Below are 23,986 nucleotides of genomic sequence, written 5' to 3' on the forward strand. Positions count from 1 at the left end.
ACAAGTCAAACCATGAACTGACAGGATCCGGCCTTGAGCACCCCAACATCCGAACCGGACGCGCGCTACCGCTATGTGGTCGTGGCGGCGCTGGCCTTTGCCTACATGCTCAACTTTGTGGACCGGCAATTGCTGTCGATCCTGGTGGAGCCGGTGAAGCAGGATCTCGGCCTCAGTGACACCCAGATCGGCATGCTGACCGGATTGATGTTCGCGCTTTTCTATACATTCTTCGGCATTCCGGTGGCCATGATCGCCGACCGGGGCAACCGCACCCGCCTGATCGCGGCCGCCTGCGGCATCTGGAGCATTTTCACCGCCCTGTCGGGACTGGCCACCGGCTTCATCAGCCTGGCCCTGGCCCGCATCGGTGTGGGGATCGGGGAGGCCGGCTGTTCGCCGCCTTCCTATTCCATCATCGCGGATTATTTTCCGGCCCATAAACGCGGGCGGGCGCTGGCGCTCTATGTGCTGGGCGTGCCGGCCGGCAGCTTTGTCGGGGCCGTGGCGGGTGCGGCGATCGCCCAGGCCTATGGCTGGCGGGTGGCCTTCATGGTCATCGGGGCGGCCGGCCTACTGTTTGCGCCGCTGCTGCTGCTGATCGTGCGGGAACCGGTGCGCGGACGGTTCGATGCGGATATGGCGAAGCCGGAAACGGAGAAGGCCGCCCCCAGCCTGACCGCGGCCCTGGGCTATTTCTGGCGGTCGCCGGTCTTTATCCTCACGGCCCTGGCCTGTGGCCTGACGTCCTTCTGCTCCTTTGGAATTCTCAACTGGACGCCGGCCTTCCTGACCCGTGTCCAGGGCATGTCGCTGGGCCAGATCAGCGGTTATTTCGGGGTCATCGTGGCCGGGTCCATGGTGCTGGCCGCCTGGATCGGCGCCATGATCGCCGACAAGGCCGGGGCGCGTAACCCGATCTGGTACACATTGCTGCCCGGCCTGGGCATGCTACTGGTGCTGCCCTTCCTGTTCGGCTTCACGATGGTGCAGGATTGGCGCCTGTCGCTGGCTCTGCTGGTGCCGCCGATCACCCTGACCTCCACCTATCTGGTGCCGGCCCTGGCCCTGTTGCAGAACCGCACCCCGGCCCAATACCGGGCGACGGTCAGTTCCATCCTGCTGTTCAATCTGAACCTGATCGGGCTGGGCTGCGGTCCGCTGTTCGTGGGCATGGTCAGCGACCGGCTGACACCGGTTTATGGCAACCAGGCATTGGCCATGGCCCTGCAATGGCTGACACCCTTCATCATCCTGGCCTTCCTGTGCCAGGCGGGGGCGGCGTGGATGATCCGGCGGCAGAAGCAACGGTGACGTGAAAGAAATCTCCCGCCGTCCCGACGAAAGCCGGAACGGCGGGAAAGGATCAGACGCCTACCGCCGCTTCCAGTTGCCGGCCCGCCGCTCCTGTACGGCCAGAATGCCCTCGGCAAAATCCTCGGTCACACGCAGCTCGTGCTGCTTGCGCGCCTCCGTGTCGGTCTGGCGGCGGATGTCCTCCAGCAGGCCCTCGCGCAGCGTTGCCCGTGTAGCTTCCACAGCCAGCGGTGCATTCTCGGCGATCTGCCGGGCCAGCGTCAGGGTGGTGTCGAACAATTCCCCCTCCTCGACCAGGCGGTCGGCCAGACCGATCCGCAGCGCCTCCTCCCCATTGATGCGCCGACCGGTATAGAGCAGTTCGGCGGCCTTCTGCTGTCCCACCACACGCGGCAGCAACAGGGTGATGGCGAAGCCGGGATGGATGCCGATCTTCACGAAATTCACCGCCATGCGCGTGCCGGGGGTAACCACGCGGAAATCGGCCACCAGGGTCAGGCCCAGCCCGCCACCGATGGCCGCCCCCTGCACCGCCGCCACGATGGGCTTGCGGATGGCGAACAGACGGTGGGCCGCCGCATAGATCTGCTCCGGCTCCTCATGCGCCTGGGTCAGTTCGGCCCCGGCACAGAAATTCCGGCCCTCGGCGGCCAGAACGATGGCGTGGATGTCGGGATCGGCGTCAACCTGCTCCAGCGCGCCGGCAATGGCCGTGATCAGCGGAATGCTGAAATAATTGCTGGGCGGACGGGCGAAACGGACAACCGCGACATGGCCTTGCATGCGCGTCACGCTGATGATGTTGCCATCCCCATCGGGTTCGGCCGACGGACCATGGTCCGGAGAAACTGGATGCTCGGTCATTTTCTGCCCATGCTTTCCGGGGAAAGACGTTCCTGGCGGAACTGGCTGCGGCGGGCCTTGCCCACCTCGTCGCGCAGGTCGGTGGTGACGAATTCGAAACTTCTGGGGACCTTGTAGCGGGCCAGTTGGCTTGCGAGGTAAGCCGCCAGTGTCTCCGCGTCCAAGGATGGTTCCGGACCGGGTGCGACCTGCACGATGGCATGGACACGGTTGCCCAGATCATCGTCGGGCAGCCCGATGACGACGCTGCCGCGCACATCCGGGTGCCGCTCGATGGCCGCCTCCACCTCCGCCGGATAGATATTGACGGCGCCGGAGATGATCAGGTCGGTGCGGCGGTCGGAGATGTACAAAAAGCCGTCATCATCGGTGTGGCCCAGGTCCCCCAGGGAGGTCCAGCCGTCGGCTACCTTCATCTCCGATCCGATATAACGGAAATTGGGACCTCCACCGGAAGCCTGACGGAAGAAAATCTCCCCCACCTCTCCGGGCGCGCAGGGTGAGCCGTCAGGACGCTGGATGCGCATCTCCGTACCGGGCGCCGGGCGCCCCACCGACCCGCGATGGGCCAGCCAGTCCGTGCCGTTGATGATGGTGGCACCAATCCCTTCAGTCCCCGCATAGATCTCGAACAGCCGCTCCGGCCCGATCCAGCCGATCCAGCTTTCCTTCAGCCAAGGCGAACAGGGGCCGCCCAGATGCACCAGGGTGCGCAGGCTGGACAGGTCGTACCGGCCCCGCACCGCTTCCGGCAGGCGCCAGATGCGGCCCATCATGGTCGGGACCATCATCACATAGGTGACGCGGTGCCGCTCGATCAGCGCCAGACAGGCCTCCGCATCGAACCGCTCCATATTGACCACATGGCCGCCGCCGAACAGGCACTGGTGTGCCGCACTGAAGGCGGCATTGTGATAGAGCGGGCCTGGATTGAGGATGGTGTCACCGGGCCGTTGCAGGGCATAGCCGGCCCCCGCGGGGTCGGCTCGCCCGTCGACGCCCGTGACGATGACCTTCGGCCGGCCTGTCGAGCCACCGCTGGTGATCGCCTTCCAGGAAGGGGAGACGCGCGCCGGCAGGGGCTGGTCGCCATCCTCCGGCCCTGGTTCGGCATCCGGCGCCAGGGTCGGGCATTGAGCGAAGCACAGGCCGGGCGGCCCGATCACCAGACGCGGCGACACCGCCTCCACAATGGCGGCGCATTCGGCGGCCGGCATCTTGGGAGAGATCGGGCACGGCACGGCCCCCAGCTTCCACAGGGCAAAGCTGGTTTCGAAGAAGGCGATGGAATTGGGCAGGGCGAAGATCACGAAATCCCCCTGCCCCACCCCATGACGGGCCAGCAGGCGGGCGCGGCGGTTGGCACGGGCCTCCAGTTCGGCCCGGCTCAGCGTCACGCCGTCCTGGGTCAGCGCCGGCCGTTCGGGGTCGATGGCGGCATGATAGGAGAGGATCAGACCCAGCGGAATGCGGGCGGCGGCAGGGGGGGCCATGCTCATGCGCCCGATCTCCCCCATCCCGCCCCAGACCGCGACACGTTCCTGCTCGACATTCCACCAGGCACGGGATGCCCCTCTCCGCTTTGAAAGATTGAACCGGGAAAGCCTGCCAAGGCGCGGCATTCCCGTCTAATGCTTTGCGGGGTATTTGCATTCCCATGAGGAATGTTGGGCCCAACATTCCTCATGGGAATGATAAGCCACCACAAGTCATTTGACGCATGATCGACCGCACGCGGACAGTATCCGAAAGCCGAACCGGTGACCGGGTCGCATCAAGAATAACGAAACCAGGGTGGAATGATCAGCATGGAACATTTCCTGCGCAATCGCTGGTACCAGTTCGGCTCCAGCCATGAACTGGCCGACACGCCGCTGGCCCGCACGATCATCGATACGCCCCTGGTCGCCTTTCGCGCGGATGGGAATGTCAGCATCCTGCTGGACATGTGTCCGCACCGCTTTGCCCCGCTATCGACGGGCAGGGTCGACCAGGGGCGCATCATCTGCGGGTATCACGGGCTGGCCTTCGACGGGGCCGGGCACTGCGCCGCCAATCCGCACGGCAAAATCACGACGGCGCTGCGTGTGCGATCCTTTCCGGCGGCGGAGCGGCACAGCGCCCTGTGGGTCTGGATGGGAGAGGCAGCAATGGCCGATCCGGCCCTGATCCCCGACCTGTCCTTCATCGATGAGACGCCGGAGACGGCGCGCATCCATTTCACCATCGCCATCCGGGCCAGCTATCGCCTGGTCACCGATAATCTGCTGGACCTGAGCCATGCCGATTATCTGCATCCCGACACGCTGGGCGGGGTCATGACCGGGGTGCGGCCCACCGTGATCGATACGGATAATGGTGTGGCCGTGGAATGGGAGAACCGCAATGTCGTACCACCACCCCGCTTCCGTGAACGTGTGCCCGCCACACAGCGGGCGAACGCCTGGACACGGGCGGAATGGCAGGCTCCCGCCATCATGGTGATCAAGACCGCCCTGACCCAAAGCGGCCGGGACCGCAGCCGGGAGGATGAAGTCTGGGCCTTGCACAGCATGACACCGGAGACAGCGGGGAGTACGCATTACTTTGTCTGCGGCACGCGGCGCGACCGGATGGATGATGTCGATTATTCGGCGCGGCTGCGGACGATGCTGCAACACGCGTTCGAGCGGGAGGATAAACCCATGCTGGAAGACCAGCAGAAACGCATCGGCACGGCCGATCCCGACAGAATGCGGCCCACACTGCTGTCCATCGATGCCGGTGCTGCCCTGGCGCGCCGCAAGCTGAACCGGCTGATCACCCAGGAACATGGTGCGGGCGCATGAGAAGCGGGAATGATGGGAACCGGCATGACTTCATCGTCGTCGGTGGCGGATCGGCCGGGGCCGTGGTGGCGGCACGGCTGAGCGGGAATCCCGATATCAGCGTCCTGCTGCTGGAGGCCGGTCCCCGCGACCGCAGCCTGCTGATCCATATGCCGGTCGCCTTCCGCGTGCTGCGCCAGCGCATGCTGTTCGACTGGGGCTATGCATCCGAGCCAGAGCCGCATGCGGCGGACCGGTCGATCCCGGCCGCCCGCGGCAAGGTGCTGGGCGGATCGTCGGCGGTGAACGGCATGATGTATTCGCGCGGCCATCCACGCGATTATGACCAATGGGCGCAGATGGGGGCCAAAGGCTGGTCCTTCGACGATGTCCTGCCCTATTTCCGCAAGTCGGAGCGCAGCGAGCGCGGGGCCAGCCACTGGCATGGCGCCAACGGCCCGATGAGCGTGTCGCGCATGTCGCACGACGATCCGCTGGTCCGGGCCATGCAGGCCGCCGCCCGCGCCCTGGGCCATCCCGTCACCGATGATTTCGAGGCGGGCACGTCGGAAGGCTTCGGATTGCCGGACCTGACGGTCGGGCGCGGACGCCGGGCCAGCACCGCCAGCGCCTTCCTGGCACCTGCCCGCGGCCGGCCCAACCTGACGATCAAAACCGGGGCGCAGGCGACCCGCATCCTGTTCCAGGGTGCGCGCGCCGTGAGCGTGGAATACCGGCAGGCGGGCCGGACCCTCACGGCGCATTGCACCCGTGAAATCGTGCTGTGCGGCGGCGCCTATGCATCACCGCACCTGCTGATGCTGTCCGGCATCGGTCCCGCCGATCATCTGCGCGCGCATGGGATCGATGTGGTGGCGGACCTGCCCGGTGTGGGCAGCAACCTGCAGGATCATCCGCTGGTGCCCATGGGGTTCCGGGGCCGGCGCCCTTTCCCGCTGCGCGCAAAACTGCGGGCCGACCGCATTGCCCTGTCGGCGCTGCGCTGGGCGCTGACCGGCCAGGGCATGATGGGCACACAGCCCCTGACCGCCATCGCCTATTACCGCTCTCGCCTGGGCCTGGAACGGCCGGATCTGGAGAATATCCTGATGCCGACCAGCCTGAACGCCCATGTCTGGTTTCCCGGCATCCGGCGCTCGCATGAAGATATGCTGACCTCGCTGAACTGCGTGCTGCGGCCCGGCAGCCGGGGAAGCGTCCGCCTGCGGTCGGCCGATCTGCTGACCTCCCCTGAAATCCGCTTCAACCTGCTGTCCGATCCCCAGGATGTCGATCTGCTCCGCCATTCGATTGCGTGGACGCGCGATCTGATGGAAACGGACCCCATCCGCGATTTTGTGGGCGAAGAGGTGTTTCCAGGGCCGAAGGTGACAGACCGTGAGGCCATGGATGCCTATATCCGTGCCATCGCCGTCACGGCCCAGCATCCGGCCTGCACCTGCCGGATGGGCACGGACGATGAGAGTGTGGTCAATGCCGCCTTGCAGGTGCATGGCGTGGAAGCACTGCGCGTCGCCGATGCCTCCATCATGCCCACCTTGATCGGCGGCCATACCAACGCCCCCAGCATCATGATCGGGGAACGCGCCGCGGATTTTCTGACGGGCGCCGCAGTTCCTGTTGCAGGCTGACCCCTCGACCAGGGTCGGGTCGATCAGCGATTTGGCAATGATCCGTTCTCCGACGAAGACGCTGAACGGGTCGAGATCATAGGTCGCCTGAAGGCGGACCAGACTGAGGCCAAAGCGGTTCAGGCCGCCCGGCCGGCTGGCTTCCAATAAGCGGTTGAAAGTGATCCCGCGGATGCTGAATAAGGGCTGTCCGCGATGCCGTTCAGCCGGAGGAAAGATGCCCCGCGCCCGTTTGCCTGCCTTGCGCCGAAACCTGCTGCCCATGACCATCCTTGCCACCCTGCTGGCGATGCCGGTAGCGGCAGAGATCGCTGTCAGCCGCGAGGTCGGGCTGCCATTGCAGGCGGCGCGCCAAGCGCTGGACGGCAAGCGCTATGACATGGCGCTGAAGGAGGTGGACAAGGCCCGCGCGGTCGCCACCATCACGGCGCAGGAGAAATGGGCGGTCGAGCAGATGCGCGCCGCCATCTACAAGGCGCAGGGCCGGTTCGATCTGGCCGCCACCGCGTTCGAGGCGGCGATCACCCTGGTGCCGCTGTCGGCCGCCGACCAGGGCGGAGCACTGGAAACCCTGGCGCAGCTCTGGTACCGCGCCGGCGATTATGGCAAATCCACCGCCTTGGGGGAAAAGGCGATGGCCGCCGGCCGGCGCAGCGACGGGTTCCGCCACATGGTGGCGGAGGCCTATTATCGGGCCAAGGAACCGGCCAAGGCCGCCAGGCTGCTGCATGCCTGGGCCGATGATCTGCGCAAGACCGGCGGCAGCCTGCCGCCGGAAGCCCAGCAACTGCTGGCCGCAGCGGAGTTCATGTCCGGCAATAATGAAGGCTATATCAAGGCCCTGCGCCAGCAATTGCAGGTGGAAAGCACCAGGGAGAACTGGCAACGCCTGCTGGACGCCATGGCAAAGGGCAAGCCGATCCCGGAGCGGCTGGACCTGGACTGGGCCCGGCTGAAGCTGGCCGTCAATGCCTATGACAATCCGGATTCCCTGACCGAGATGGCGCAGCGCGCCATGGTGGAGGAATTGCCGGCCGAGGCGGCGGCGGCCCTTGACCAGGGCTGGGCGTCCGGCCTGCTGGGCAAGCCGGGTCCCAAGCTGGAGCGCCAGCAACGGCTGCGCGACTATGCCACCAAGCAGCTGGCGGCGCAGAAACATGAACTGGAGGAATGGCAGCGCCAGGTGCTGGCCGGCAAGGATGCCAACGCCATCGCCAAGCTGAGCATGGTCCGCGCCTCCCTGGGGCAAACAGATCAGGCCATCGCCCTGCTGCAGCAGGCCTTGAAGGGCAAGCTGATATCGCCGGCGGCGGTGCGGCTTCGGCTGGGCATGCTGCAATACCGCGCTGGACAGGACCAAGCGGCAGCCCATACCATCGCGGCATTGCCAGCCGGCAGCGATGAGGCGCGGCTGGGCGGCGTATGGGCCCTGATCCATCAGCGGCGTTGACAGGGCAAGGAGACGGACATGACGGAACGCTTGGCATCCTGCAGCTGTGGACAGCTGCACCTGACCTGCACGGGCGAACCGGTGCGCATTTCCATCTGCCATTGCCTTGAATGCCAGAAACGCACCGGCAGCGTCTTCGCCACGCAGGCGCGCTTCCCCCGCGCGCAGGTAACGATCACCGGCCGCACGACCGCCTGGACAAGGCATGGCGACAGCGGCCAGACGGCCACTTTTCATTTCTGCCCGGTGTGCGGCTCCACGGTTTACTGGGAGCCCAGCGCGATGCCAGATTTCATCAGCGTGGCGGTGGGCGCGTTCGCCGACCCGCAATTCCCGCCGCCCTCCGTTGCGGTCTATGAGGATCGCATGCATCCCTGGGCGCTGGCCGTGGGCCAGTTGCCGATGGAGCCTATGGGTTAAACCGCCTTCCGCCGCCCCGGCATGGTCATGGCGATGACGGCCGCCACCACGCAGACCAGCCCGACCAGGGCCGTGGGCGCCAGACTTTCGCCCAGCAACAGCATGCCCAGCCCCACGCCGATCGGCACGCGCAGATAGGCCTGTGACGTGGTGCCGATCGACCCCAGCGTCTGCATCAGCCGGAAATAGATGGTGAAGGCAATGGCCGTACAGAAAACGGACAGGCAGACCAGTGCCCCGATGGAAGGCAGCGACGGCGACAGCGTCCAGGGCCGGTCGACGACAAGGCTGACGGGCAACAACAGCACCGCCCCGCAGATCATCGATCCCGCCGCCGGCACAATGGGCGTCAGCCCCTTGAAATTCTTCCCATAGATGGCCGCCCCGGCATAGGAGATGGTGGCCGCCACGATGGCCAGTTGCGCGCCCAGCTGATCACCCAGGCCGTTCAGCGCCTCCATCCCGATGATCAGGCAGATGCCCAGCAGGCCGGCCGCCACGCCGAACAGCTTGCGCATCGTCACCGGCTCATGCCGGGTGATCAGCGCCGTCAGCAGGAAGGTGAAGATCGGCGTGGTGGAATTCAGGATGGCGGCCAGACCGGCATCCGTCTCCTGCTCGCCCCAGGCGACCAGGGTGAAGGGTACGACGCTGTTCATCACCGCCTGGAAGGTGAATTGCCGCCAGACCTTGGGGTCACGCGGCAGCCGCACCCCCTGCCACGCCATCACTGCCAGCAGGACGGAGCCGGCGATCAGCGTGCGCACGGTGATCAGGGTCACGGGCGGAATGGTCTCCACCCCCACCTTGATGAAGGTGTAGGACGACCCCCACAGCGTGGCCAGGACCAGCAGCAGCAGCAATTCCTTGATCATCAACGGTCGATCGCCCATCACCCAGCCCATCCGGCATCCATGCAGTGCCCTTTCAATAGCAGAGGCCAGCCGCAACCGCTTCGGCCGGCACCGAAGCGGTGGCATGCGTATGGAGAACTTTATTCCGGCGTGTGGCAGACGAATTCCACCAGCCGCCCGTCGGGATCGCGCAGGAAGCCGGCATAATAGTTGGGATGGACATGCGCCATCAGGCTGGGCGCGCGATCCAGGGCCAGGCCGGCCTCCACCCCCACCGCATAGATGCGGTCCACCATGGCCCGGTCGGGACTGGTGAAGGCGTAATGCACGTCGCGGGCGGGCACGTCTCCCGGCGACAGGAAGAAATCCAGGGTCTTGCCGTCACCGAACCCCTTCACGGCCCCATCCACCTCCAGCCGGTAACCCAGCGGCGCCAGCAGGGTGGCGTAGAAATGCAGGCTGGCCGGCAAGTCGGCGGTCTTCAATTCGATATGGTCGATCATGTCGTGTCCTCAGTTTCGGATATTGCCGCCACAGAGCGGGATCAGGATGCGGCGCCCGCCCCAGGCCGCCGGGTCGGCCAGCAGGGCCGCCAGACCAGCAGCGCCGGCCGGTTCCACCACCCGCCCCAGATGCTCGCGCAGCAGATCCATGGCGCGGATGATGGCCGCGTCCGGCACCATGATGGCGCCGTCCAGCACGCGGCGCAGGCTGTCCACGGCATATTGGATGGGCACGCGCACGGCGATACCGTCGGCGATGGTGTCCGCCCCCTCCCGCCCCGTGACGGGCAGGCCGCGCACGGCATGGGCCATGACGGGGGCACCGGCCGCCGCCACGGCCAGCATGCGGGCATCAGGTGCGGCATGCCTCACCCAGGTGCCGATGCCCGACGCCAGTGCGCCATTGCCCAGCGGCACCAGCACCAGATCAATATCCGGCACGACCGCCATCGCCTCCAGCGCGATGGTGCCCGCCCCTTCGGCGATCAGCACCTCGGCCCCGTCCACGACCAGCCGATGGCCCTCCCGCGCCGCATAGCGCCCGGCCTCCGCCTTCGCTTCATCGAAATCGTTTCCGTGCAGACGCACCTCCGCACCCAGGGCACGCATGGCCTCGATCTTCCCGGGCACGGCGGTTTCAGCCGCAAAGACGGTCAGGCGGCGGCCATGGGTGCCGGCCGCCCAGGCCAGACCCTGGCCGAAATTCCCGGCCGACCCGCAGACCAGGGGCCGGTCATCATCGCCCAGCCCGGCCACGAAATTGGCCGTGCCGCGGCCCTTGAAGCTGCGGATGGGGTTGGCGGTTTCATCCTTGAACCACAGGCTGGCGCCGAACAGCCGGTCCAGGGCGGGTGATTGTCTGATCGGGGAGCCGCGGAACGCCGGATCGATCCGATCAAGGGCGGCCTCTATGCCGTCCGGTGTGGGGTATCGCATGGAAGGGATTCTAGCGTCCCCTGCCGCAGGTTTTCGGCGAACTGATCCGGCTTCGCGCTTTTCTCCCGCATTTCATGCTGCCATTCTGCAGGGATCATGCGCACGCCCGACCTCGACCTGTTCGATCGCAAATTGCTGGCCCTGGTGCAGAAGGATGCCGACCAGACGGCCGATATGCTGGCCGACAAGGTCGGCCTGTCGGCATCGGCCGTATCGCGCCGGCTGAAACGGCTGAAGGCCGAGGGCGTGATCACCGCCACCGTGGCTCTGGTCGATCCGGCCAGGGTGGGGCGCCCCACCTTCTTCATCGCCGGGCTGGAGATCGAAGGGGAACGGCCGGAGATGCTGGCCCGCCTGCGCCAGTGGCTGGCGGGGGAGGATCAGGTGCAGGAGGTATTCTATGTCACGGGCGGCACCGATTTCATCCTGGTCATCGCCGCCCCGGACGTGGAGGCCTATGACGCGCTGATGGGCCGGCTGATGGCAGACAATCCCACCGTCCGCCGTTTCACCACCAATGTGGCGCTGGGCATTTCCAAGCGCGGGCTGGCCGTGCCGATACCGATGGCGGATTAAGCGCGGATATCGACGGATACCGGTGGCGGAGCGGTGACGTTGGGAAGCGAGACGCCCGGCGGGCCAAACGCGTCGGCCATGGCGCGGTCGCCCTCCGCCATGTCCTGGCTGGCCCGTTCCATTTCCGCCTTGGTACCGGGGGAACCATCCTTGCGGGCCAGGTTCTTCATCTGCTGATGGATGGCGCGCAGCTGGTCCATCATGGTGCGCAGCTCATCCTCCTCCCGCGCGTCACCGGCGCGGGCAGAACCGTCGCGGATGATGGCGTCACGCTGGGCCTGGATATCCGTGTTGGACGGGGTGCCGGCGGCTTGCTCCTGTCCGGCGGCGGCCGGTTCTTCCGGCGGTGCCCCACCCTGATCTGCTGTCTGGCCGGCCTGCTGCGCCACCGCCTGCGCTTCGGCACTGGCCGTCGCCGCCTCGCCCGAACCGGCGGCCTGGGTTGTGGTGGCACTGTCGCCGCCGCTGGCATCCTTGGCGGCCTGACCCAGTTCCTTGGCCACCGTCGCCGCCTCCTTGGCGATACGGGCGGCGGCCTTCTTGTCGCCGCTGGCGGCGGCCAGCTGGGCCTGGAGCTTCAGCATCTTCAGCTTCTGCTTGGCCTCCTCCTTCTTGCGGGCGGCGGCCTCCTTGGCATCCTCCCCGCCGCTGGCCAGCTTCTGGACCAGGCTGTCGGTGTCCTTCTTCTGCGCCTCCAGCCGGGCGCGGGTGTCAGGGTCGATGAAATCCTGGATGCCGGCTGGCTTAGGCGCGGCACTGCTGCTGGCAGCGTCCTTCTTCAGGTCCTGCCAGATGCCTTGCGCTTTCGATTGGAACTGACGGGCCGAAACGGCGAAGACGCCGCTGGCCGAACCCAGGACCGACACCATGATCCACCTCATGTCCGCCACAGGATCGCAGGCCGCCCCAGCCCCAAACCCAATAGATCAAATTTTACCCATTCCGGCTCGGTCGCGCAACCTTGTTTCGGTCCGCGCCGAAGCATCGGGGCCAGAGCGACCTCTATGCTAGACTGGAGTAACCGGAGCGGGAGGGACCATGGTCAGCACGGCGGATTTCGCGGAGATAGCGGCGCTTGCCGGCGATCCGGCGCGGGCCTGCATGCTGCAGGCGCTGATGGATGGCCGTGCCCTGACGGCGACGGAGCTGGCGCGGGTGGCCGGGATCGCGGCGCCGACAGCCAGCGGCCATCTGTCGCGGCTGCTTGCCGCCGGGCTGCTGCGGGTGGAACCGCAGGGGCGGCACCGTTACCACCGGCTGGCGTCGCCCGCCGTGGCGCGGATGATGGAAAGCATCATGCAGGTGGCAGCCGACCGCGCACCCTCACCCCGCCCCGTCCGCACGGGCCCACGCGACAAGGCGCTGGCCGATGCCCGCACCTGCTATGACCATCTGGCCGGAAAACTGGGTGTGGCCCTGGCCGACGCCATGGTGGCGGGCGGGCATGTGGAACTGGCGGAAGAGGCGGGGCTGGTCACGCCGCAGGGGCAGGATTTTCTGGCGGAACTGGGCCTGGCGCTCCCCACCATCGGCACGGCCCGCGCCTTCTGCCGCCCCTGCCTGGACTGGAGCGAGCGGCGGCCGCATTTGGCTGACGCGCTGGGCCGGGCCTTGTGCCACCACGCCTTCGACCGGGACTGGGTGCGGCGGGTGGAGGGGACACGCGCGGTGAGCGTGACGCCGGCCGGCACCATGGCCCTGCGCCGGTACTTCGACATCGACCTGACCGGCTTGTGAAGGTCCGACGGTGGTCAGGGACTATGCCGGCCCCTGATCCTCCGGCTTTTCCGGTTGCTTGTCCGGCATCAAGAACATGAAGGCGATCACACCGACCGCCACCATCGTGAAGGTCCCCGGCGAACGCAGCAGGATCGGCACCAGGGCCGTGACGGCCATACGCATTATTTCCGCAACCGCGTCCTGCTCCTTGCGCTGCCGTTCCGCCCGTCGCCAGACGGCCATCAGGCCCAGGATGATGGGAATGGGCAATAAGACGGCGCCGGCCACCGCCAGCAAGGCGGGGCCGGTGCCGATCAGGCTGGATAACCAGACGACGCTCCCGGCGACAACCAGGGCGAAGCCGGTCAGGCCCAGGAAGACCATAACGGCATAGAGGATGCCGTCGCGGCCCACCTGTCGCGCCGCAGCGCCGATGTCCCGCGTGACCAATGGCATCAACAGCGGGACAAGCCGGTCCAGCATCTGTTAACGCCGAGCCAGCAGGGCCAGCGCGAAGCCGGCGACCACAGCGATACCCAGCGATTGCAGCGGACGCTCACGCACGCCGCCTTCCACCTTCTTCTCCAGCGAAACCAGTTCCTCGCGCAGGTTATGGATCGCGGTGGCGGAGGCATCCTTGACGCTGGAGGCCATTTCGCCGACGCGCGCCTTGTAGCCGTCAGCCTTCTCGGAGCCGGCGGCAGCGACGGTGGAGGCCAGGGCGGATAGGTCGTTGCGCAACTGCTTCAGCTGCGCCTCAATATCACCCGCAGCAGCGGCACCATTGCCGGACTTGATCGTATCCGATTGCATCGTAGCCATCGACGTTCTCCTTAACATTCAGGTTGCTACACCCGGCGGTAACAGCCGCAGCAAGGAAAAGGTTCCAAACGATCAGCCGCAGGCCTGCTGTTCCACCAGAGAGCGCTGCTTGTCATCGAGCACCGCCACGACCCAGATCCCGAAACCGCCCAGGGCCAGCCCCGCACCCACCCAGCCGGTGGAGGCCCAGCCATGGCCGGCGGCGATGGCCAGACCGCCCAGCCAGGGGCCCAACGCGTTGGCGAAGTTGAACGCGCTGTGGTTCAGCGCTGCCGCCAGGGTCTGCGCATCCTGGGCCACATCCATCAGCCTTGTCTGCAAAGCCGACCCCAGCGCCCCGCCGCAGCCGATCATGAACACCGCTGCCAGCACAGCCCAGACGTTGCCCACGGTGAAGGTGAACAGCGCCAGGGACGCCGCACTCCACAACAGGATACCGCCGACCGACGGCATCAGCGCCCGGTCGGCTGCCCAGCCGCCCACCAGCGTGCCCACCGTCAGACCCACGCCGAACACGGCCAGGGCCAGCGGCACCGTGGCCGGCGCCACCCCCGTCACCTCCAGCAGGGTGGAGGCCAGATAGGTATAGACGCAGAACATGCCGCCGAAACCGATGGCGCCGATACCCAAGGTCAGCCACACCTGCCGCTGGCCCAGCGCACCCAGTTCCCGCAAGGGACTGGCGCCCGGTACCGGCCGGTCCTTGGGTGCGTACAGCACCAGCAGGGTGACGGTCAGCAGCCCCAGCACACCGACCAGCGCGAATCCCCAGCGCCAGCCCACCAACTGCCCGATGGCGTTGGCCAGCGGCACGCCGATAATGGTGGCGATGGTCAGGCCCAGCATGACGCGGGACACGGCCTGCGCCCGCTTGTTGTGCGGCACCAGACCAGTGGCCACCAGGGCGGCGACGCCGAAATAGGCGCCATGCGGCAGGCCAGACAAGAAACGGAAGACCAGCATCCATTCATAGGAGGGCGCCAGGGCCGACGCCGTGTTGGCCACCGCGAACAGGCCCATCAGCGCGATCAGCAGGGTCCGCCGCGACAGCTTTGCCGCCAGCACCGCGATGGTCGGCGCACCGATCACGACACCCAGCGCATAGGCGCTGATCACATGGCCGGCCGTTGGCTCATCGATGCCCAGGCCAGGGGCGAAATAGGGCAGCAGGCTCATCACCGCAAACTCGGTGGTGCCAATGGCGAAACCACCCATGGCAAGCGCGAACAGCACGAGGCCGGGGCGGACGGTCGGGGCGGACATGGGCTCAATTCCGGACAGCGGAGCGGCACCTTCGGCACCGCACAATCAGCCACTATGTGATCATTCAGAACATTGATCGGCAACGCCGTTACCGTTACCGCAGCGCGGCATAAAATGCATGGCTGAATGAAAGGTTATCTCAACCACTGTTTGCCCGCGCATAGTCGCGCGGCGGGCAGCCCAGCACCCGCTTGAAGGCGGTGCTGAAGGCGCTTTCCGATTGATAGCCCACGGACAACGCGATGGCCGATACCGCCTCCCGCCCCGTCAGCAGCCGGTCACCGGCCAGCAGCATGCGCCAGCGCGTCAGATACGCCATGGGGGCCATCCCCACCAGGGCCGTGAACCGCTGGGCGAAGCTGGACCGGGACATGCCGGCATGGCGAGCCAGTTCGTGCAGGGTCCAGGGGTACGCCGGATCGGCATGCAGGGCACCAATGGCCGCCCCCACCTGCCGGTCGGACAGGGCGTACAGCCAGCCCGCACCCTGCGTCGGCCCTGTCGCCAGATGCAGGCGCAGGGCTTGCACCAGCATCATATGGGCCAGATGGCGCAGCACCAGAAAGGCGCCGGGTCGATCATCGCGCAGTTCCACCATCATCCGTTCCATGGCCCAGCGCAGGTCGGGCGCGTCGGTCAGATGGACCATGGGCGGCAGCGTGCCCAGCAGGATGCCCGCATGCCGGCCTTCCAGGCAAAAACGGCTGCTGACACAGAAGAAGTCCTCTCCATCACCCAGCCGCAGGATACCGCCGCGCCGGAACGCCGGAAAGATTTCTTCCGCCCGCAAGGCCGGCACGCCGGGAGCACTCGCCATGCGGAAGGGACGGCCTGCGGGCAGCAAGAAGCAATCCCCCTGCTCCAGTTGCACCGGCTCATCCACACCCTCCACCCACAGCAGGCAACGGCCCCGGACGATGGCGCCGGTTTTGATATTCTGCTGCTGATCGGGGAACTGCACGGCCCAGTCGCCCCCGGCCTCAAACCCTGCGGACAGCAGGTTGCGCGGCTTCAGCAGCGACAGGATGTCGGATAGCGGGTCCACGGCCGCACCTTTCGGACGATCACGAAGATATGCCGGACTTCATAGCATGGATCGTCCGCCCCGTCCGCGCCATCATCGGCGGGCAAACAAATGAGGAATGATCCCATGCATGTCTTCGTCACCGGCGCCACGGGCTTCATCGGCAGCGCCATCGTCAAGGAACTGATCGGTGCCGGCCACAATGTGACTGGTCTGGTGCGCAGCGACGCCAATGCCCGCACCCTGGCCGATATGGGGGCCCGGCCGCACCGGGGCGACCTCGGCGACCCGGACAGCTTGCGCCGGGGTGCGGCGGCGGCCGATGGTGTCATCCACACGGCGTTCAACCATGATTTCAGCACCTATCGCGACAATTGCGCGGCAGACCGGGGCATCATCGCGGCCTTGGGATCGGCCCTGGCGGGCAGCGACCGGCCGCTGCTGGTCACGTCGGGCATTGGCATCCTGCCGGCGGGGTCACTGCTGACGGAGGATGCGCTGCCCGCCACGGGGGCAGCCGCCCATCCCCGTGCCGCGTCGGAACAGGCGGCGATGGCCCTGCTGGACCAGGGCATCAATGCCGGTATCGTCCGCCTGCCGCCCAGCGTGCATGGTGCCGGCGACCATGGCTTCGTGCCGCACCTGATCGCCACCGCCCGGCGCACGGGTGTCTCCGCCTATATCGGCGATGGCGCCAACCGCTGGCCTGCCGTGCATCGGTTCGATGCCGCACGGCTCTATCGCCTGGCGCTGGAGAAGGCCGTTCCCGGTGCGCGCTGGCACGGAGTGGCGGAGGAAGGCGTGGCCTTCCGCGACATCGCCGCAATCATCGCCCGGCGGCTGGCCCTGCCGCTGGTTTCCACCGCCGGGGCAGCGGCGGCAGCGCATTTCGGCTGGATGGCCGGCTTCGCCGCCATGGACGTGCCATCCGCCTCGCAACGGACCCGGCAGACGCTGGGCTGGCAGCCCGTGGAGGTCGGGCTGCTGGCGGACATGGAACGGGCGGATTACTTCTCGGCCTGATCCTTGTCCCTGTTCCGTCGTCATGGCGCTACGGCACTGGCGACGGAACACGGACAAGGGGCCGATCAAGCGGCCACCCCCTCGCACCAATCGTCGATATGGGTATCGCACGGCCAGGGACTGGCGGCGCGGCCTTCCAGCAAATCCTTCAGGCTGACCAGGAAGACGCCCCATTTCGTGCTGCAATGGTGCATGAACTCCACCGGCTCCGCCCAGCCCTCATGCCGGAACAGCAGGATGGTGAAGGCACCCTCAACCCGCAACTGCCAGTCGATATGCGTGCCGACCCACTCCGCCGGCCCATCGGTGACCAACCAGCGCAGATGGGCCGGCGCCTCGGCCACCACCACCTTCATGTCGAAGAAGCCGCGCTCGCCGAAGCGGAAATGCAGCATGCCGCCCTCGGCATCGCCCTTTCCCTTGGTATCCTGTGTCCACCACCGCGACAGGCCCTCGGCCGTGGTCAGGGCATTGAACACAATGTCCGCAGCGACGTTCTTGAAACCGATACGGTGCAGGATGTCGGGCATGATGGTTCCTTTCAGGCAAAGGGGGAGCATTCCCGGCGCGCGGGAATGCGTGCCGGGGTGAGGGAACGGATAATCGTCGGGGGGCTTCAGCGCGGACCGGGTTCCGTGTCCGAGACGGCGTCTTCCAACTGGCGGACGACCTTCTTCCAGCCATCGCCCATGTTCTTGAAGGCGGTTTCATTGCGCGGCAGTTCGAAGCCGGCATGGACGACGCGCATGCGCGTGCCCCCCTCCACCCTGGTCAGGGTGAAACTCACCACCGTGTCCAGGCGGGAGCCGTATCCGACATTGCCCTCATGCCCGCCACGCCAGGCATAGGACAGGCGCTGGTTCTCCACCACCGCCAGCACCTCGCACCGGATGGTGCCGTCCCAGGCGCCAGCCGGGCTGGTCTGGAAGGTGAAATGCTGCCCGACCACCGCCGCGAAGCCGGTGGGCCGCATCATCCACCGGGCCATCAGGTCGCCATCGGTCAGGGCCCGCCAGATCCGTTCAGGCGGATAGGGGTATGTCGCCTCCTCCACGATCTCTCGTGTGCTTGGCTTGGTCATGCTGACGCTCATGAATCCATTTCCTCCAGGACGGTGTGCAGATCGGCCAGCCGGTCGCGCCAGAAGGCGCGATAATGGTCCATCCAGGCGGACAGGGGTTCCAGCCCTTCCGGTCGGGCGCGGTAATAAACCTTGCGCCCCTCCGGCCGTTCCAGCACCAGACCGGCCTGTTTCAGGGCCTTCAGATGCTGGGAAACGGCGCCCTGGGTCACGCCACTGCCGCGGGTCAGGTCGATGACGCTGATCTCCCCTGCGGTGGCGATCCGTTCGAACATGCCGCGCCGCGTCGGGTCCGCCAGCGCGCGCATGATGTGGTTGATGGCTTCGGCTTCGATCATGGGAAATCATTAGCTCAGGCTAAAACATGAGTCAACACTAATGATTTCTCCCCCCCGCTTCAACAGCAGGCCCAGCAGGGCGAAGCCACCACCCAGCAGGTCAGGCGTTACTGGACAGCGAGGCAATTGGACCTTCATTGCCGACGGCGTGGAAAGACATGTGCGCCTGAACAGCCGCTTCACCGCCAGTAATGTCCAGGGCTGCCGCGCCGTCGCCCACGCCGGAGGCGGTATCACCCTGCTTTCGGAATGGAATGTGGCGGAAGACCTCGCCCATGGCCGGCTGGTCCGGGTCGAACTGGCCGATGCGGCACCGGAACCCATCAATATCTGGGCCGTCTATTCCTCCACCCGCCTGCTGCCACAGAAGGTGCGGGTGTTCATCACGGAACTGCGCGCCGCCCTCACCGCCGACGGGATGAATGTCACGGCAGAAAAATAAACACGGACTAATTTAATCCGCGTTTTTCTGCTTGACGCGCCAAACGCGGATCGATACAGTCCGCGTTATGGCACACATCACCGCAAGCGTTGAATATGGGATACATGGCCTGCTCTGGCTGATCGGGAATGAGGATGCGGCCCTGTCCAGCCGCGACCTCGCCGAGCTTCAGGGTATTTCGCCCAGCTTCCTGGCCAAGATTTTCCAGAAACTGGAAAAGGCCGGGATCGTGAGGGCGAGCGAGGGGGTCAGGGGCGGTTACCGCCTGGCCCGCCCCGCGGACGAGATCACATTCCTGTCGATCGTGGACGCGATCGAAGGGGACAAGCCCCTGTTCGACTGTCAGGAAATCCGGGGCCGCTGTGCCTTGTTCGGCAATAACCCGCCGGGCTGGGCCACTGCCGGCGTCTGCGCGGTACATGCCGCCATGATGCAGGCCGAAAAGGCCATGCGTGACAGTCTGGCGTCGCAGACCCTGGGCGGTGTGGCCCAACGGTTCGGGTCGAAGGCGCCGCAGGAATTCTTCACCGATGTCCAGGCCTGGATCGGGGACCGCATGCAGGGGCGCACCGCACGTGGCGGCCGCCCAGCCCGCGACGACCAGGACTGATCTGATTTCCATCTGAGAAACCGACGGTGGGTCATCGCCCGCCGACGCCACCCCCTTGCCCGCTGTTCCCCGACCCGCCCACCCGGCGGGAACGAACCCCCATGCCCATCGACGAGAGGATACAATCATGAGCAAGCAGATCATCATTGCCGGTTCCGGCTTCGCCGGCCTCTGGGCCGCCCTGTCCGCCGCCCGCGCCGTGCATCTGGCCGGCAAGGGGGAGGAGGTGGCGATCACCATGATCTCCCCCACCCCCAACCTGATCATCCGGCCCCGCCTGTACGAGGCGGTGCTGGACAACATGGCCCCCGACATTTCCGCGCTGCTGGCCGCCGTCGGCGTGACGCATCGGGCCGGCATCGTGGACAGCATCGATGCCGACAAGAAGCTGATCACCTTCCTGCCCCGAGATGGCGCGCCGCAGACCCTTTCCTATGACCGGTTCGTGCTGGCCACCGGCAGCCGCCTGTTCACGCCCGACATTCCGGGCCTGAAGCAACATGGCTTCAATGTCGACACGCTGGATGGGGCACAGGCCCTGGATGCGCATCTGAAATCACTGGCCAGCCGGCCTGAAAGCCTGGGGCGCAACACCGTCGTGGTCGCCGGCGGCGGTTTCACGGGCCTGGAAACGGCCACCGAAATCCCCACCCGCTTGCGCGCCATCCTGGGTGAGCAGGCTGCCATCCGCACCATCATCGTGGATGCCGCACGGGAGATCGGGTCCGAATTTGGCACCGGCCCCCTGCCCGTCATCCGCGAAGCCTTGGCCGAAACCGGCGTGGAGCCGCGGGCCGGTCTGCGCGTTGCTGCCATCGATGCCGACAGCGTGACCCTGTCGAACGGCGAACGGATCCCCACCCAGACGGTGATCTGGACGGCCGGCATGCGCGCCCATCCGCTGGCGGCACAGGTACCCGGCGACCATGACAATCTGGGTCGCGTGGTGGGCGATGCATATCTCCGCGCACCGGCCACCGACGGCATCTTCGTGACGGGCGACACGGTGCGGGCTGCCACCGATGATATCGGCACTATCGCCCCCATGACCTGCCAGCATGGGCTGAGCCTGGGCCGCGTCGCCGGCCACAATGCGGCGGCGGAACTGGTGGGCCTGCCCACCCATCCTTACAGCCAGCCGAAATACGTGACCTGCCTGGACCTGGGCCCCTGGGGTGCACTCTACACGGAGGGCTGGGACCGGCAGGTGCGCTTCACGCGGGAGGAGGGCAAGAAGATCAAGCAGGAGATCAACCAGATCTGGATCTATCCGCCGGCCCCGGACCGGGATGCAGTCTTCGCCGTGGCCAATCCGGATTACGTGATCGTCCCATAACATCCAAAGGCGTGGGGGCGGTTTTGTCCGCCCCCTTGTCCGATCCTGTCCCGTCGTCGCAAGGGTCAGCCTTGCGGACGCGTGGCTTGTCGCGGGCGGGCGGGTTGGTTAGGTTGCGCGGCATTCTCCGCCCCCCGCCAGGAAGATGCGCCATGGCCGCCGCCTCCACCGCTCCCGCCGCCCATCCCGACCGTGTCCTGATCCTGGATTTCGGATCGCAGGTGACGCAGTTGATCGCGCGCCGTGTGCGCGAGGCCGGCATCTATTGCGAGATCATCCCGTTCAGCGCCGACGAGGCGCGCATCCGCGCCTTCGCGCCCAAGGCCATCATCCTGTCCGGCGGCCCCGCCAGCGTGACGGAGGCTGGCGCCCCTCTCGCCAATGACGTTGTCTGGACCCTGGGCGTGCCGGTGTTCGGCATCTGCTATGGTCAGCAGATCATGTGTGAGCAGTTGGGCGGCAAGGTGGAGCCGGGTGCGACCCGCGAATTCGGCCGCGCCTTTGTCGAGGTCAAGGATGATTGCGCCCTGTTCGAGGGCGTGTGGAGCATCGGCGCGCGTGAGCAGGTGTGGATGAGCCATGGCGACCGCGTGACGAAGCTGCCGGAAGGCTTCCGCATCGTGGCCACGTCGGAAGGTGCGCCCTATGCTATTATCGCCGACGATGCCCGCCGTTTCTATGCCGTGCAGTTCCATCCCGAAGTGGTGCATACCCCGCATGGCGACGCCCTGATCCGCAATTTCCTGTTCAAGGTGGCGGGCCTGAAGGGCGACTGGACCATGGCCGCCTTCCGCGCCGAAGCCGTGGCCCGCATCCGCGCGCAGGTAGGCAGCGCCAAGGTGATCTGCGGCCTGTCGGGCGGGGTGGACAGCTCCGTCGCCGCCGTGCTGATCCATGAGGCGATCGGCGCCCAACTCACCTGCATCTTCGTCGATACCGGCTTGATGCGCACGGGCGAGGCGGAGCAGGTGGTGACCCTGTTCCGCGACCATTACAACATCCCGCTGGTGCATGTGGACGCGGCCGACCTGTTCTTAGGCCAGTTGGAAGGCGTGTCCGACCCGGAGCAGAAGCGCAAGATCATCGGCCGCCTGTTCATCGAAGTGTTCGATGGCGAGGCGCACAAGATCGGCGGTGCCGAATTCCTGGCCCAGGGCACGCTCTATCCCGACGTGATCGAGAGCGTGTCCTTCACCGGCGGCCCGTCGGTGACGATCAAGTCGCACCACAATGTCGGCGGCCTGCCCGACCGTATGAAATTGAAGCTGGTCGAGCCGCTGCGCGAACTGTTCAAGGACGAGGTCCGGGCGCTCGGCCGTGAGCTAGGCCTGCCCCACAGCTTCGTCGGCCGCCACCCGTTCCCCGGCCCCGGCCTGGCCATCCGCGTGCCGGGCGAGATCACCCGCGCCAAGCTGGACATCCTGCGCCAGGCCGACGCCGTCTATCTGGACGCGATCCGCAAGGCCGGCCTCTATGACGAGATCTGGCAGGCCTTCGCCGTCCTGCTGCCCGTGCGCACGGTGGGCGTGATGGGCGACGGCCGCACCTATGACTACGCCTGCGCGCTGCGCGCCGTCACGTCGGTGGACGGCATGACCGCCGATTACTACCCGTTCGAACACAGTTTCCTGGGCCATGTCGCCACCCGCATCATCAACGAAGTGCGTGGCATCAACCGCGTGACCTACGACATCACGTCCAAGCCGCCGGGAACGATCGAGTGGGAATGATCCCCAACCGCTGTTACAGGCGCAATCACCGCCTGTAACCGCTAAAACCACAAATCGCGGACACATCGCCCGTCACGGGGCAAGTCGTCGAACGTGTCCAGGCCGTCGAAATGGTCGATGGGCAGGTCGGCGACCGCTTCCGGCAGTGCCAGGCGGAGATTGACGGCCATGCGGCGGCGGCCATCATTGTCCAGGCGCAGGCCGCGCCAGCACATCACACAGCCGCAGGTCGCGCAGAAGCGGATTTCCAGCGCCGGGTTGGCCTTGCCCGCACGGGTATAGGCGCTGCTCGGCCCCGATATCCGGATGCGCTCATTCTCGTAATCATAGGCCCAAAGCGCGCCATAACGGCGGCAGAGTGTGCAGTTGCAGGCCGTGGCGGGACCCGGGTCGCCGTCCAGGGTCCACTGGACGGCGCCGCAATGGCACGTACCGGTCAGCATGGGAGCATCACGTTCGGGCTGTTGAATTGGCACCCATTGAGCCACCGCGCCGCCATCCGGTCAACCCGCCCGTGGGGCCTTGGCGTCAGCCGTAGAGCCCATTGCGCATCGCGTGATCATAATGCGCGTCGATGGCTTCGGCCACGGCATCATCCTGCTGGTTCATCGCCGCCGCCATCTTGCCGGGGCTGGGCACGGTCTTGCGATCGATCATCGAGTCCGGAGACCAGAGCCTGGCCCGGTTGATCGCCTTGCCGCAATGGAACAGCACCTCGTCCACGGCCACGATGGTCGCGGTCTTGGGCACCTTGGTGCCTTCCGCAAGACTGGCGCACAGGGCCGCATCGTCGGTGATGCGGCCACGGCCGTTGATGCGCATGAAAATATCCAGGCCGGGGAACAGGAACAGCATGGCCAGGCGGTCATCGGCCACGATGTTGCGCAGGGATTCGATGCGGTTGTTGCCCGGCCAATCGGCGAAGACCACCGTCCTGGCATCCAGCACCTTCACGAATCCCGGCGGTCCACCGCGCGGCGAGGCATCCAGGCCCGCCTCGCGCCCGGTCGCCAGGCAGAAGAAGGTGGCCTTGGCCAGATAGTCGCGGTGGAAGGGCATCAACGCCTTCACCACCCCCTTCACAATATGCTCCATCGGCGGGTCGTAGAGTTGGTCCAGGTCGGGCGTTTGCGGGGTGTCGTGCGGGATCATCCATTCCTCCTGTCAAGGATCATCCTACCCCTTCCGGCGCGGCGCCGCTAAGCTACAGCAGCCAATC

The 23,986-nt window shown here is 66.4% G+C and carries 27 protein-coding genes; 12 read left to right on the forward strand and 15 right to left on the reverse strand.

Annotation, left to right across the window (positions count from 1 at the left end; all coding sequences use genetic code 11):
* The first annotated feature begins 33 nt into the window (after window positions 1-33).
* Window positions 34-1,314 (forward strand): spinster family MFS transporter, encoded by a 1,281-nt coding sequence (locus AC1Q7F_RS15620; RefSeq protein ID WP_492508430.1) that lies wholly within the window; start codon window positions 34-36, stop codon window positions 1,312-1,314.
* A gap of 60 nt (window positions 1,315-1,374) precedes the next feature.
* On the opposite strand, the gene AC1Q7F_RS15625 is transcribed toward AC1Q7F_RS15620, so the two are convergent.
* Together AC1Q7F_RS15625 and AC1Q7F_RS15630 are read right to left on the reverse strand one after the other, a co-directional pair.
* The gene (locus tag AC1Q7F_RS15625) at window positions 1,375-2,181 is read right to left on the reverse strand and encodes an enoyl-CoA hydratase/isomerase family protein (protein ID WP_492508432.1); all 807 of its coding nucleotides are present in this window, start codon (window positions 2,179-2,181) and stop codon (window positions 1,375-1,377) included.
* On the reverse strand, window positions 2,178-3,680 hold the full coding sequence (locus AC1Q7F_RS15630; protein WP_492508434.1) for an AMP-binding protein: 1,503 nt from the start codon (window positions 3,678-3,680) through the stop codon (window positions 2,178-2,180). Before AC1Q7F_RS15630 ends, AC1Q7F_RS15625 begins: the two co-directional genes overlap by 4 nt.
* A gap of 309 nt (window positions 3,681-3,989) precedes the next feature.
* On the opposite strand from AC1Q7F_RS15630, the gene AC1Q7F_RS15635 reads away from it, so the two are divergent.
* The 4 genes from AC1Q7F_RS15635 to AC1Q7F_RS15650 all read left to right on the forward strand — a co-directional run bounded on the left by AC1Q7F_RS15635 (window position 3,990) and on the right by AC1Q7F_RS15650 (window position 8,510).
* Window positions 3,990-5,009 carry a Rieske 2Fe-2S domain-containing protein gene (locus AC1Q7F_RS15635; RefSeq protein ID WP_492508436.1) on the forward strand — a complete coding sequence of 340 codons (1,020 nt, stop codon included), beginning with the start codon at window positions 3,990-3,992 and terminating at the stop codon, window positions 5,007-5,009.
* Window positions 5,006-6,640, forward strand: a complete 1,635-nt coding sequence (locus AC1Q7F_RS15640; RefSeq protein WP_492508438.1) for a GMC family oxidoreductase — start codon at window positions 5,006-5,008, stop codon at window positions 6,638-6,640. Before AC1Q7F_RS15635 ends, AC1Q7F_RS15640 begins: the two co-directional genes overlap by 4 nt.
* A gap of 217 nt (window positions 6,641-6,857) precedes the next feature.
* A complete protein-coding gene (locus AC1Q7F_RS15645) occupies window positions 6,858-8,090 on the forward strand; it encodes a tetratricopeptide repeat protein (protein WP_492508440.1) in 1,233 nt (410 codons plus the stop codon).
* Between the two features lie 18 nt (window positions 8,091-8,108).
* Window positions 8,109-8,510, forward strand: coding sequence for a GFA family protein (locus AC1Q7F_RS15650; RefSeq protein ID WP_492508442.1), 402 nt, complete (start codon window positions 8,109-8,111; stop codon window positions 8,508-8,510).
* Here AC1Q7F_RS15650 and AC1Q7F_RS15655 read toward each other — a convergent pair.
* The 3 genes from AC1Q7F_RS15655 to AC1Q7F_RS15665 all read right to left on the reverse strand — a co-directional run bounded on the left by AC1Q7F_RS15655 (window position 8,507) and on the right by AC1Q7F_RS15665 (window position 10,803).
* Window positions 8,507-9,403, reverse strand: coding sequence for a DMT family transporter (locus AC1Q7F_RS15655; RefSeq protein ID WP_492508444.1), 897 nt, complete (start codon window positions 9,401-9,403; stop codon window positions 8,507-8,509). The two genes, AC1Q7F_RS15650 and AC1Q7F_RS15655, sit on opposite strands and share 4 nt — an antisense overlap.
* Before the next feature lie 101 nt (window positions 9,404-9,504).
* Window positions 9,505-9,867 carry a VOC family protein gene (locus tag AC1Q7F_RS15660; RefSeq protein ID WP_492508446.1) on the reverse strand — a complete coding sequence of 121 codons (363 nt, stop codon included), beginning with the start codon at window positions 9,865-9,867 and terminating at the stop codon, window positions 9,505-9,507.
* A 9-nt stretch (window positions 9,868-9,876) separates the two neighbouring features.
* Complete coding sequence (locus AC1Q7F_RS15665; protein ID WP_492508448.1) at window positions 9,877-10,803, reverse strand: threonine ammonia-lyase; 927 nt, start codon at window positions 10,801-10,803, stop codon at window positions 9,877-9,879.
* Between the two features lie 96 nt (window positions 10,804-10,899).
* On the opposite strand from AC1Q7F_RS15665, the gene AC1Q7F_RS15670 reads away from it, so the two are divergent.
* Window positions 10,900-11,379, forward strand: coding sequence for an Lrp/AsnC family transcriptional regulator (locus tag AC1Q7F_RS15670; protein WP_492508450.1), 480 nt, complete (start codon window positions 10,900-10,902; stop codon window positions 11,377-11,379).
* On the opposite strand, the gene AC1Q7F_RS15675 is transcribed toward AC1Q7F_RS15670, so the two are convergent.
* On the reverse strand, window positions 11,376-12,248 hold the full coding sequence (locus tag AC1Q7F_RS15675) for a hypothetical protein (RefSeq protein WP_492508452.1): 873 nt from the start codon (window positions 12,246-12,248) through the stop codon (window positions 11,376-11,378). The two genes, AC1Q7F_RS15670 and AC1Q7F_RS15675, sit on opposite strands and share 4 nt — an antisense overlap.
* A gap of 169 nt (window positions 12,249-12,417) precedes the next feature.
* On the opposite strand from AC1Q7F_RS15675, the gene AC1Q7F_RS15680 reads away from it, so the two are divergent.
* Window positions 12,418-13,116, forward strand: coding sequence for an ArsR/SmtB family transcription factor (locus AC1Q7F_RS15680; RefSeq protein ID WP_492508454.1), 699 nt, complete (start codon window positions 12,418-12,420; stop codon window positions 13,114-13,116).
* A gap of 21 nt (window positions 13,117-13,137) precedes the next feature.
* Here AC1Q7F_RS15680 and AC1Q7F_RS15685 read toward each other — a convergent pair whose 3' ends face one another.
* From AC1Q7F_RS15685 to AC1Q7F_RS15700, 4 genes are all read right to left on the reverse strand, one after another.
* Entirely contained in the window at window positions 13,138-13,581 is a 444-nt protein-coding gene (locus AC1Q7F_RS15685) for a hypothetical protein (protein ID WP_492508456.1), read from the reverse strand.
* A gap of 3 nt (window positions 13,582-13,584) precedes the next feature.
* Window positions 13,585-13,920, reverse strand: coding sequence for an ElaB/YgaM/YqjD family protein (locus AC1Q7F_RS15690; protein ID WP_492508458.1), 336 nt, complete (start codon window positions 13,918-13,920; stop codon window positions 13,585-13,587).
* Between the two features lie 72 nt (window positions 13,921-13,992).
* Entirely contained in the window at window positions 13,993-15,183 is a 1,191-nt protein-coding gene (locus tag AC1Q7F_RS15695; protein WP_492508460.1) for an MFS transporter, read from the reverse strand.
* 139 nt (window positions 15,184-15,322) lie between these two features.
* Window positions 15,323-16,228 carry an AraC family transcriptional regulator gene (locus AC1Q7F_RS15700; protein WP_492508462.1) on the reverse strand — a complete coding sequence of 302 codons (906 nt, stop codon included), beginning with the start codon at window positions 16,226-16,228 and terminating at the stop codon, window positions 15,323-15,325.
* A gap of 90 nt (window positions 16,229-16,318) precedes the next feature.
* Here AC1Q7F_RS15700 and AC1Q7F_RS15705 point away from each other — a divergent pair, with 90 nt between their 5' ends.
* The gene (locus tag AC1Q7F_RS15705; protein WP_492508464.1) at window positions 16,319-17,230 is read left to right on the forward strand and encodes an SDR family oxidoreductase; all 912 of its coding nucleotides are present in this window, start codon (window positions 16,319-16,321) and stop codon (window positions 17,228-17,230) included.
* Window positions 17,231-17,295: 65 nt separating this feature from the next.
* On the opposite strand, the gene AC1Q7F_RS15710 is transcribed toward AC1Q7F_RS15705, so the two are convergent.
* The 3 genes from AC1Q7F_RS15710 to AC1Q7F_RS15720 form a co-directional block, all read right to left on the reverse strand.
* Window positions 17,296-17,760 carry an SRPBCC family protein gene (locus tag AC1Q7F_RS15710; RefSeq protein WP_492508466.1) on the reverse strand — a complete coding sequence of 155 codons (465 nt, stop codon included), beginning with the start codon at window positions 17,758-17,760 and terminating at the stop codon, window positions 17,296-17,298.
* A gap of 86 nt (window positions 17,761-17,846) precedes the next feature.
* A complete protein-coding gene (locus tag AC1Q7F_RS15715; RefSeq protein WP_492508468.1) occupies window positions 17,847-18,323 on the reverse strand; it encodes an SRPBCC family protein in 477 nt (158 codons plus the stop codon).
* On the reverse strand, window positions 18,320-18,649 hold the full coding sequence (locus AC1Q7F_RS15720) for an ArsR/SmtB family transcription factor (protein ID WP_492508470.1): 330 nt from the start codon (window positions 18,647-18,649) through the stop codon (window positions 18,320-18,322). The genes AC1Q7F_RS15715 and AC1Q7F_RS15720 overlap by 4 nt, the downstream gene beginning before the upstream one ends.
* Before the next feature lie 40 nt (window positions 18,650-18,689).
* On the opposite strand from AC1Q7F_RS15720, the gene AC1Q7F_RS15725 reads away from it, so the two are divergent.
* The 4 genes from AC1Q7F_RS15725 to guaA all read left to right on the forward strand — a co-directional run bounded on the left by AC1Q7F_RS15725 (window position 18,690) and on the right by guaA (window position 22,767).
* Entirely contained in the window at window positions 18,690-19,091 is a 402-nt protein-coding gene (locus AC1Q7F_RS15725) for a LysR substrate-binding domain-containing protein (RefSeq protein ID WP_492508472.1), read from the forward strand.
* A 67-nt stretch (window positions 19,092-19,158) separates the two neighbouring features.
* On the forward strand, window positions 19,159-19,701 hold the full coding sequence (locus AC1Q7F_RS15730; protein WP_492508474.1) for an RrF2 family transcriptional regulator: 543 nt from the start codon (window positions 19,159-19,161) through the stop codon (window positions 19,699-19,701).
* Window positions 19,702-19,828: 127 nt separating this feature from the next.
* Window positions 19,829-21,037, forward strand: coding sequence for an NAD(P)/FAD-dependent oxidoreductase (locus tag AC1Q7F_RS15735; RefSeq protein WP_492508476.1), 1,209 nt, complete (start codon window positions 19,829-19,831; stop codon window positions 21,035-21,037).
* A 152-nt stretch (window positions 21,038-21,189) separates the two neighbouring features.
* Complete coding sequence (gene guaA, locus AC1Q7F_RS15740) at window positions 21,190-22,767, forward strand: glutamine-hydrolyzing GMP synthase (protein ID WP_492508478.1); 1,578 nt, start codon at window positions 21,190-21,192, stop codon at window positions 22,765-22,767.
* Between the two features lie 41 nt (window positions 22,768-22,808).
* Here guaA and AC1Q7F_RS15745 read toward each other — a convergent pair whose 3' ends face one another.
* Window positions 22,809-23,210, reverse strand: a complete 402-nt coding sequence (locus tag AC1Q7F_RS15745; protein ID WP_492508479.1) for a GFA family protein — start codon at window positions 23,208-23,210, stop codon at window positions 22,809-22,811.
* A gap of 85 nt (window positions 23,211-23,295) precedes the next feature.
* Window positions 23,296-23,919: an MSMEG_1061 family FMN-dependent PPOX-type flavoprotein gene (locus tag AC1Q7F_RS15750; RefSeq protein WP_492508481.1), complete on the reverse strand. Its 624-nt coding sequence runs from the start codon at window positions 23,917-23,919 to the stop codon at window positions 23,296-23,298.
* Window positions 23,920-23,986 lie beyond the last annotated feature (67 nt).

The sequence above is a fragment of the Niveispirillum sp. GW835-FHT14G11 genome (assembly GCF_058793615.1).

What these genes read in the sequence shown, in the direction of transcription:
- AC1Q7F_RS15635 (WP_492508436.1), top strand. Translation starts at nt 3,990, where the DNA reads ATGGAACATTTCCTGCGCAATCGCTGGTACCAGTTCGGCTCCAGCCAT.
- AC1Q7F_RS15695 (WP_492508460.1), bottom strand. Translation starts at nt 15,183, where the DNA reads ATGTCCGCCCCGACCGTCCGCCCCGGCCTCGTGCTGTTCGCGCTTGCC.
- AC1Q7F_RS15730 (WP_492508474.1), top strand. Translation starts at nt 19,159, where the DNA reads ATGGCACACATCACCGCAAGCGTTGAATATGGGATACATGGCCTGCTC.
- AC1Q7F_RS15710 (WP_492508466.1), bottom strand. Translation starts at nt 17,760, where the DNA reads ATGCCCGACATCCTGCACCGTATCGGTTTCAAGAACGTCGCTGCGGAC.
- AC1Q7F_RS15685 (WP_492508456.1), bottom strand. Translation starts at nt 13,581, where the DNA reads ATGCTGGACCGGCTTGTCCCGCTGTTGATGCCATTGGTCACGCGGGAC.
- guaA (WP_492508478.1), top strand. Translation starts at nt 21,190, where the DNA reads ATGGCCGCCGCCTCCACCGCTCCCGCCGCCCATCCCGACCGTGTCCTG.
- AC1Q7F_RS15720 (WP_492508470.1), bottom strand. Translation starts at nt 18,649, where the DNA reads ATGATCGAAGCCGAAGCCATCAACCACATCATGCGCGCGCTGGCGGAC.
- AC1Q7F_RS15650 (WP_492508442.1), top strand. Translation starts at nt 8,109, where the DNA reads ATGACGGAACGCTTGGCATCCTGCAGCTGTGGACAGCTGCACCTGACC.
- AC1Q7F_RS15690 (WP_492508458.1), bottom strand. Translation starts at nt 13,920, where the DNA reads ATGGCTACGATGCAATCGGATACGATCAAGTCCGGCAATGGTGCCGCT.
- AC1Q7F_RS15745 (WP_492508479.1), bottom strand. Translation starts at nt 23,210, where the DNA reads ATGCTGACCGGTACGTGCCATTGCGGCGCCGTCCAGTGGACCCTGGAC.
- AC1Q7F_RS15645 (WP_492508440.1), top strand. Translation starts at nt 6,858, where the DNA reads ATGCCCCGCGCCCGTTTGCCTGCCTTGCGCCGAAACCTGCTGCCCATG.
- AC1Q7F_RS15660 (WP_492508446.1), bottom strand. Translation starts at nt 9,867, where the DNA reads ATGATCGACCATATCGAATTGAAGACCGCCGACTTGCCGGCCAGCCTG.
- AC1Q7F_RS15630 (WP_492508434.1), bottom strand. Translation starts at nt 3,680, where the DNA reads ATGAGCATGGCCCCCCCTGCCGCCGCCCGCATTCCGCTGGGTCTGATC.
- AC1Q7F_RS15735 (WP_492508476.1), top strand. Translation starts at nt 19,829, where the DNA reads ATGAGCAAGCAGATCATCATTGCCGGTTCCGGCTTCGCCGGCCTCTGG.
- AC1Q7F_RS15725 (WP_492508472.1), top strand. Translation starts at nt 18,690, where the DNA reads ATGATTTCTCCCCCCCGCTTCAACAGCAGGCCCAGCAGGGCGAAGCCA.
- AC1Q7F_RS15680 (WP_492508454.1), top strand. Translation starts at nt 12,418, where the DNA reads ATGGTCAGCACGGCGGATTTCGCGGAGATAGCGGCGCTTGCCGGCGAT.
- AC1Q7F_RS15670 (WP_492508450.1), top strand. Translation starts at nt 10,900, where the DNA reads ATGCGCACGCCCGACCTCGACCTGTTCGATCGCAAATTGCTGGCCCTG.
- AC1Q7F_RS15625 (WP_492508432.1), bottom strand. Translation starts at nt 2,181, where the DNA reads ATGACCGAGCATCCAGTTTCTCCGGACCATGGTCCGTCGGCCGAACCC.
- AC1Q7F_RS15655 (WP_492508444.1), bottom strand. Translation starts at nt 9,403, where the DNA reads ATGGGCGATCGACCGTTGATGATCAAGGAATTGCTGCTGCTGCTGGTC.
- AC1Q7F_RS15675 (WP_492508452.1), bottom strand. Translation starts at nt 12,248, where the DNA reads ATGGTGTCGGTCCTGGGTTCGGCCAGCGGCGTCTTCGCCGTTTCGGCC.
- AC1Q7F_RS15715 (WP_492508468.1), bottom strand. Translation starts at nt 18,323, where the DNA reads ATGAGCGTCAGCATGACCAAGCCAAGCACACGAGAGATCGTGGAGGAG.
- AC1Q7F_RS15640 (WP_492508438.1), top strand. Translation starts at nt 5,006, where the DNA reads ATGAGAAGCGGGAATGATGGGAACCGGCATGACTTCATCGTCGTCGGT.
- AC1Q7F_RS15750 (WP_492508481.1), bottom strand. Translation starts at nt 23,919, where the DNA reads ATGATCCCGCACGACACCCCGCAAACGCCCGACCTGGACCAACTCTAC.
- AC1Q7F_RS15665 (WP_492508448.1), bottom strand. Translation starts at nt 10,803, where the DNA reads ATGCGATACCCCACACCGGACGGCATAGAGGCCGCCCTTGATCGGATC.
- AC1Q7F_RS15705 (WP_492508464.1), top strand. Translation starts at nt 16,319, where the DNA reads ATGAGGAATGATCCCATGCATGTCTTCGTCACCGGCGCCACGGGCTTC.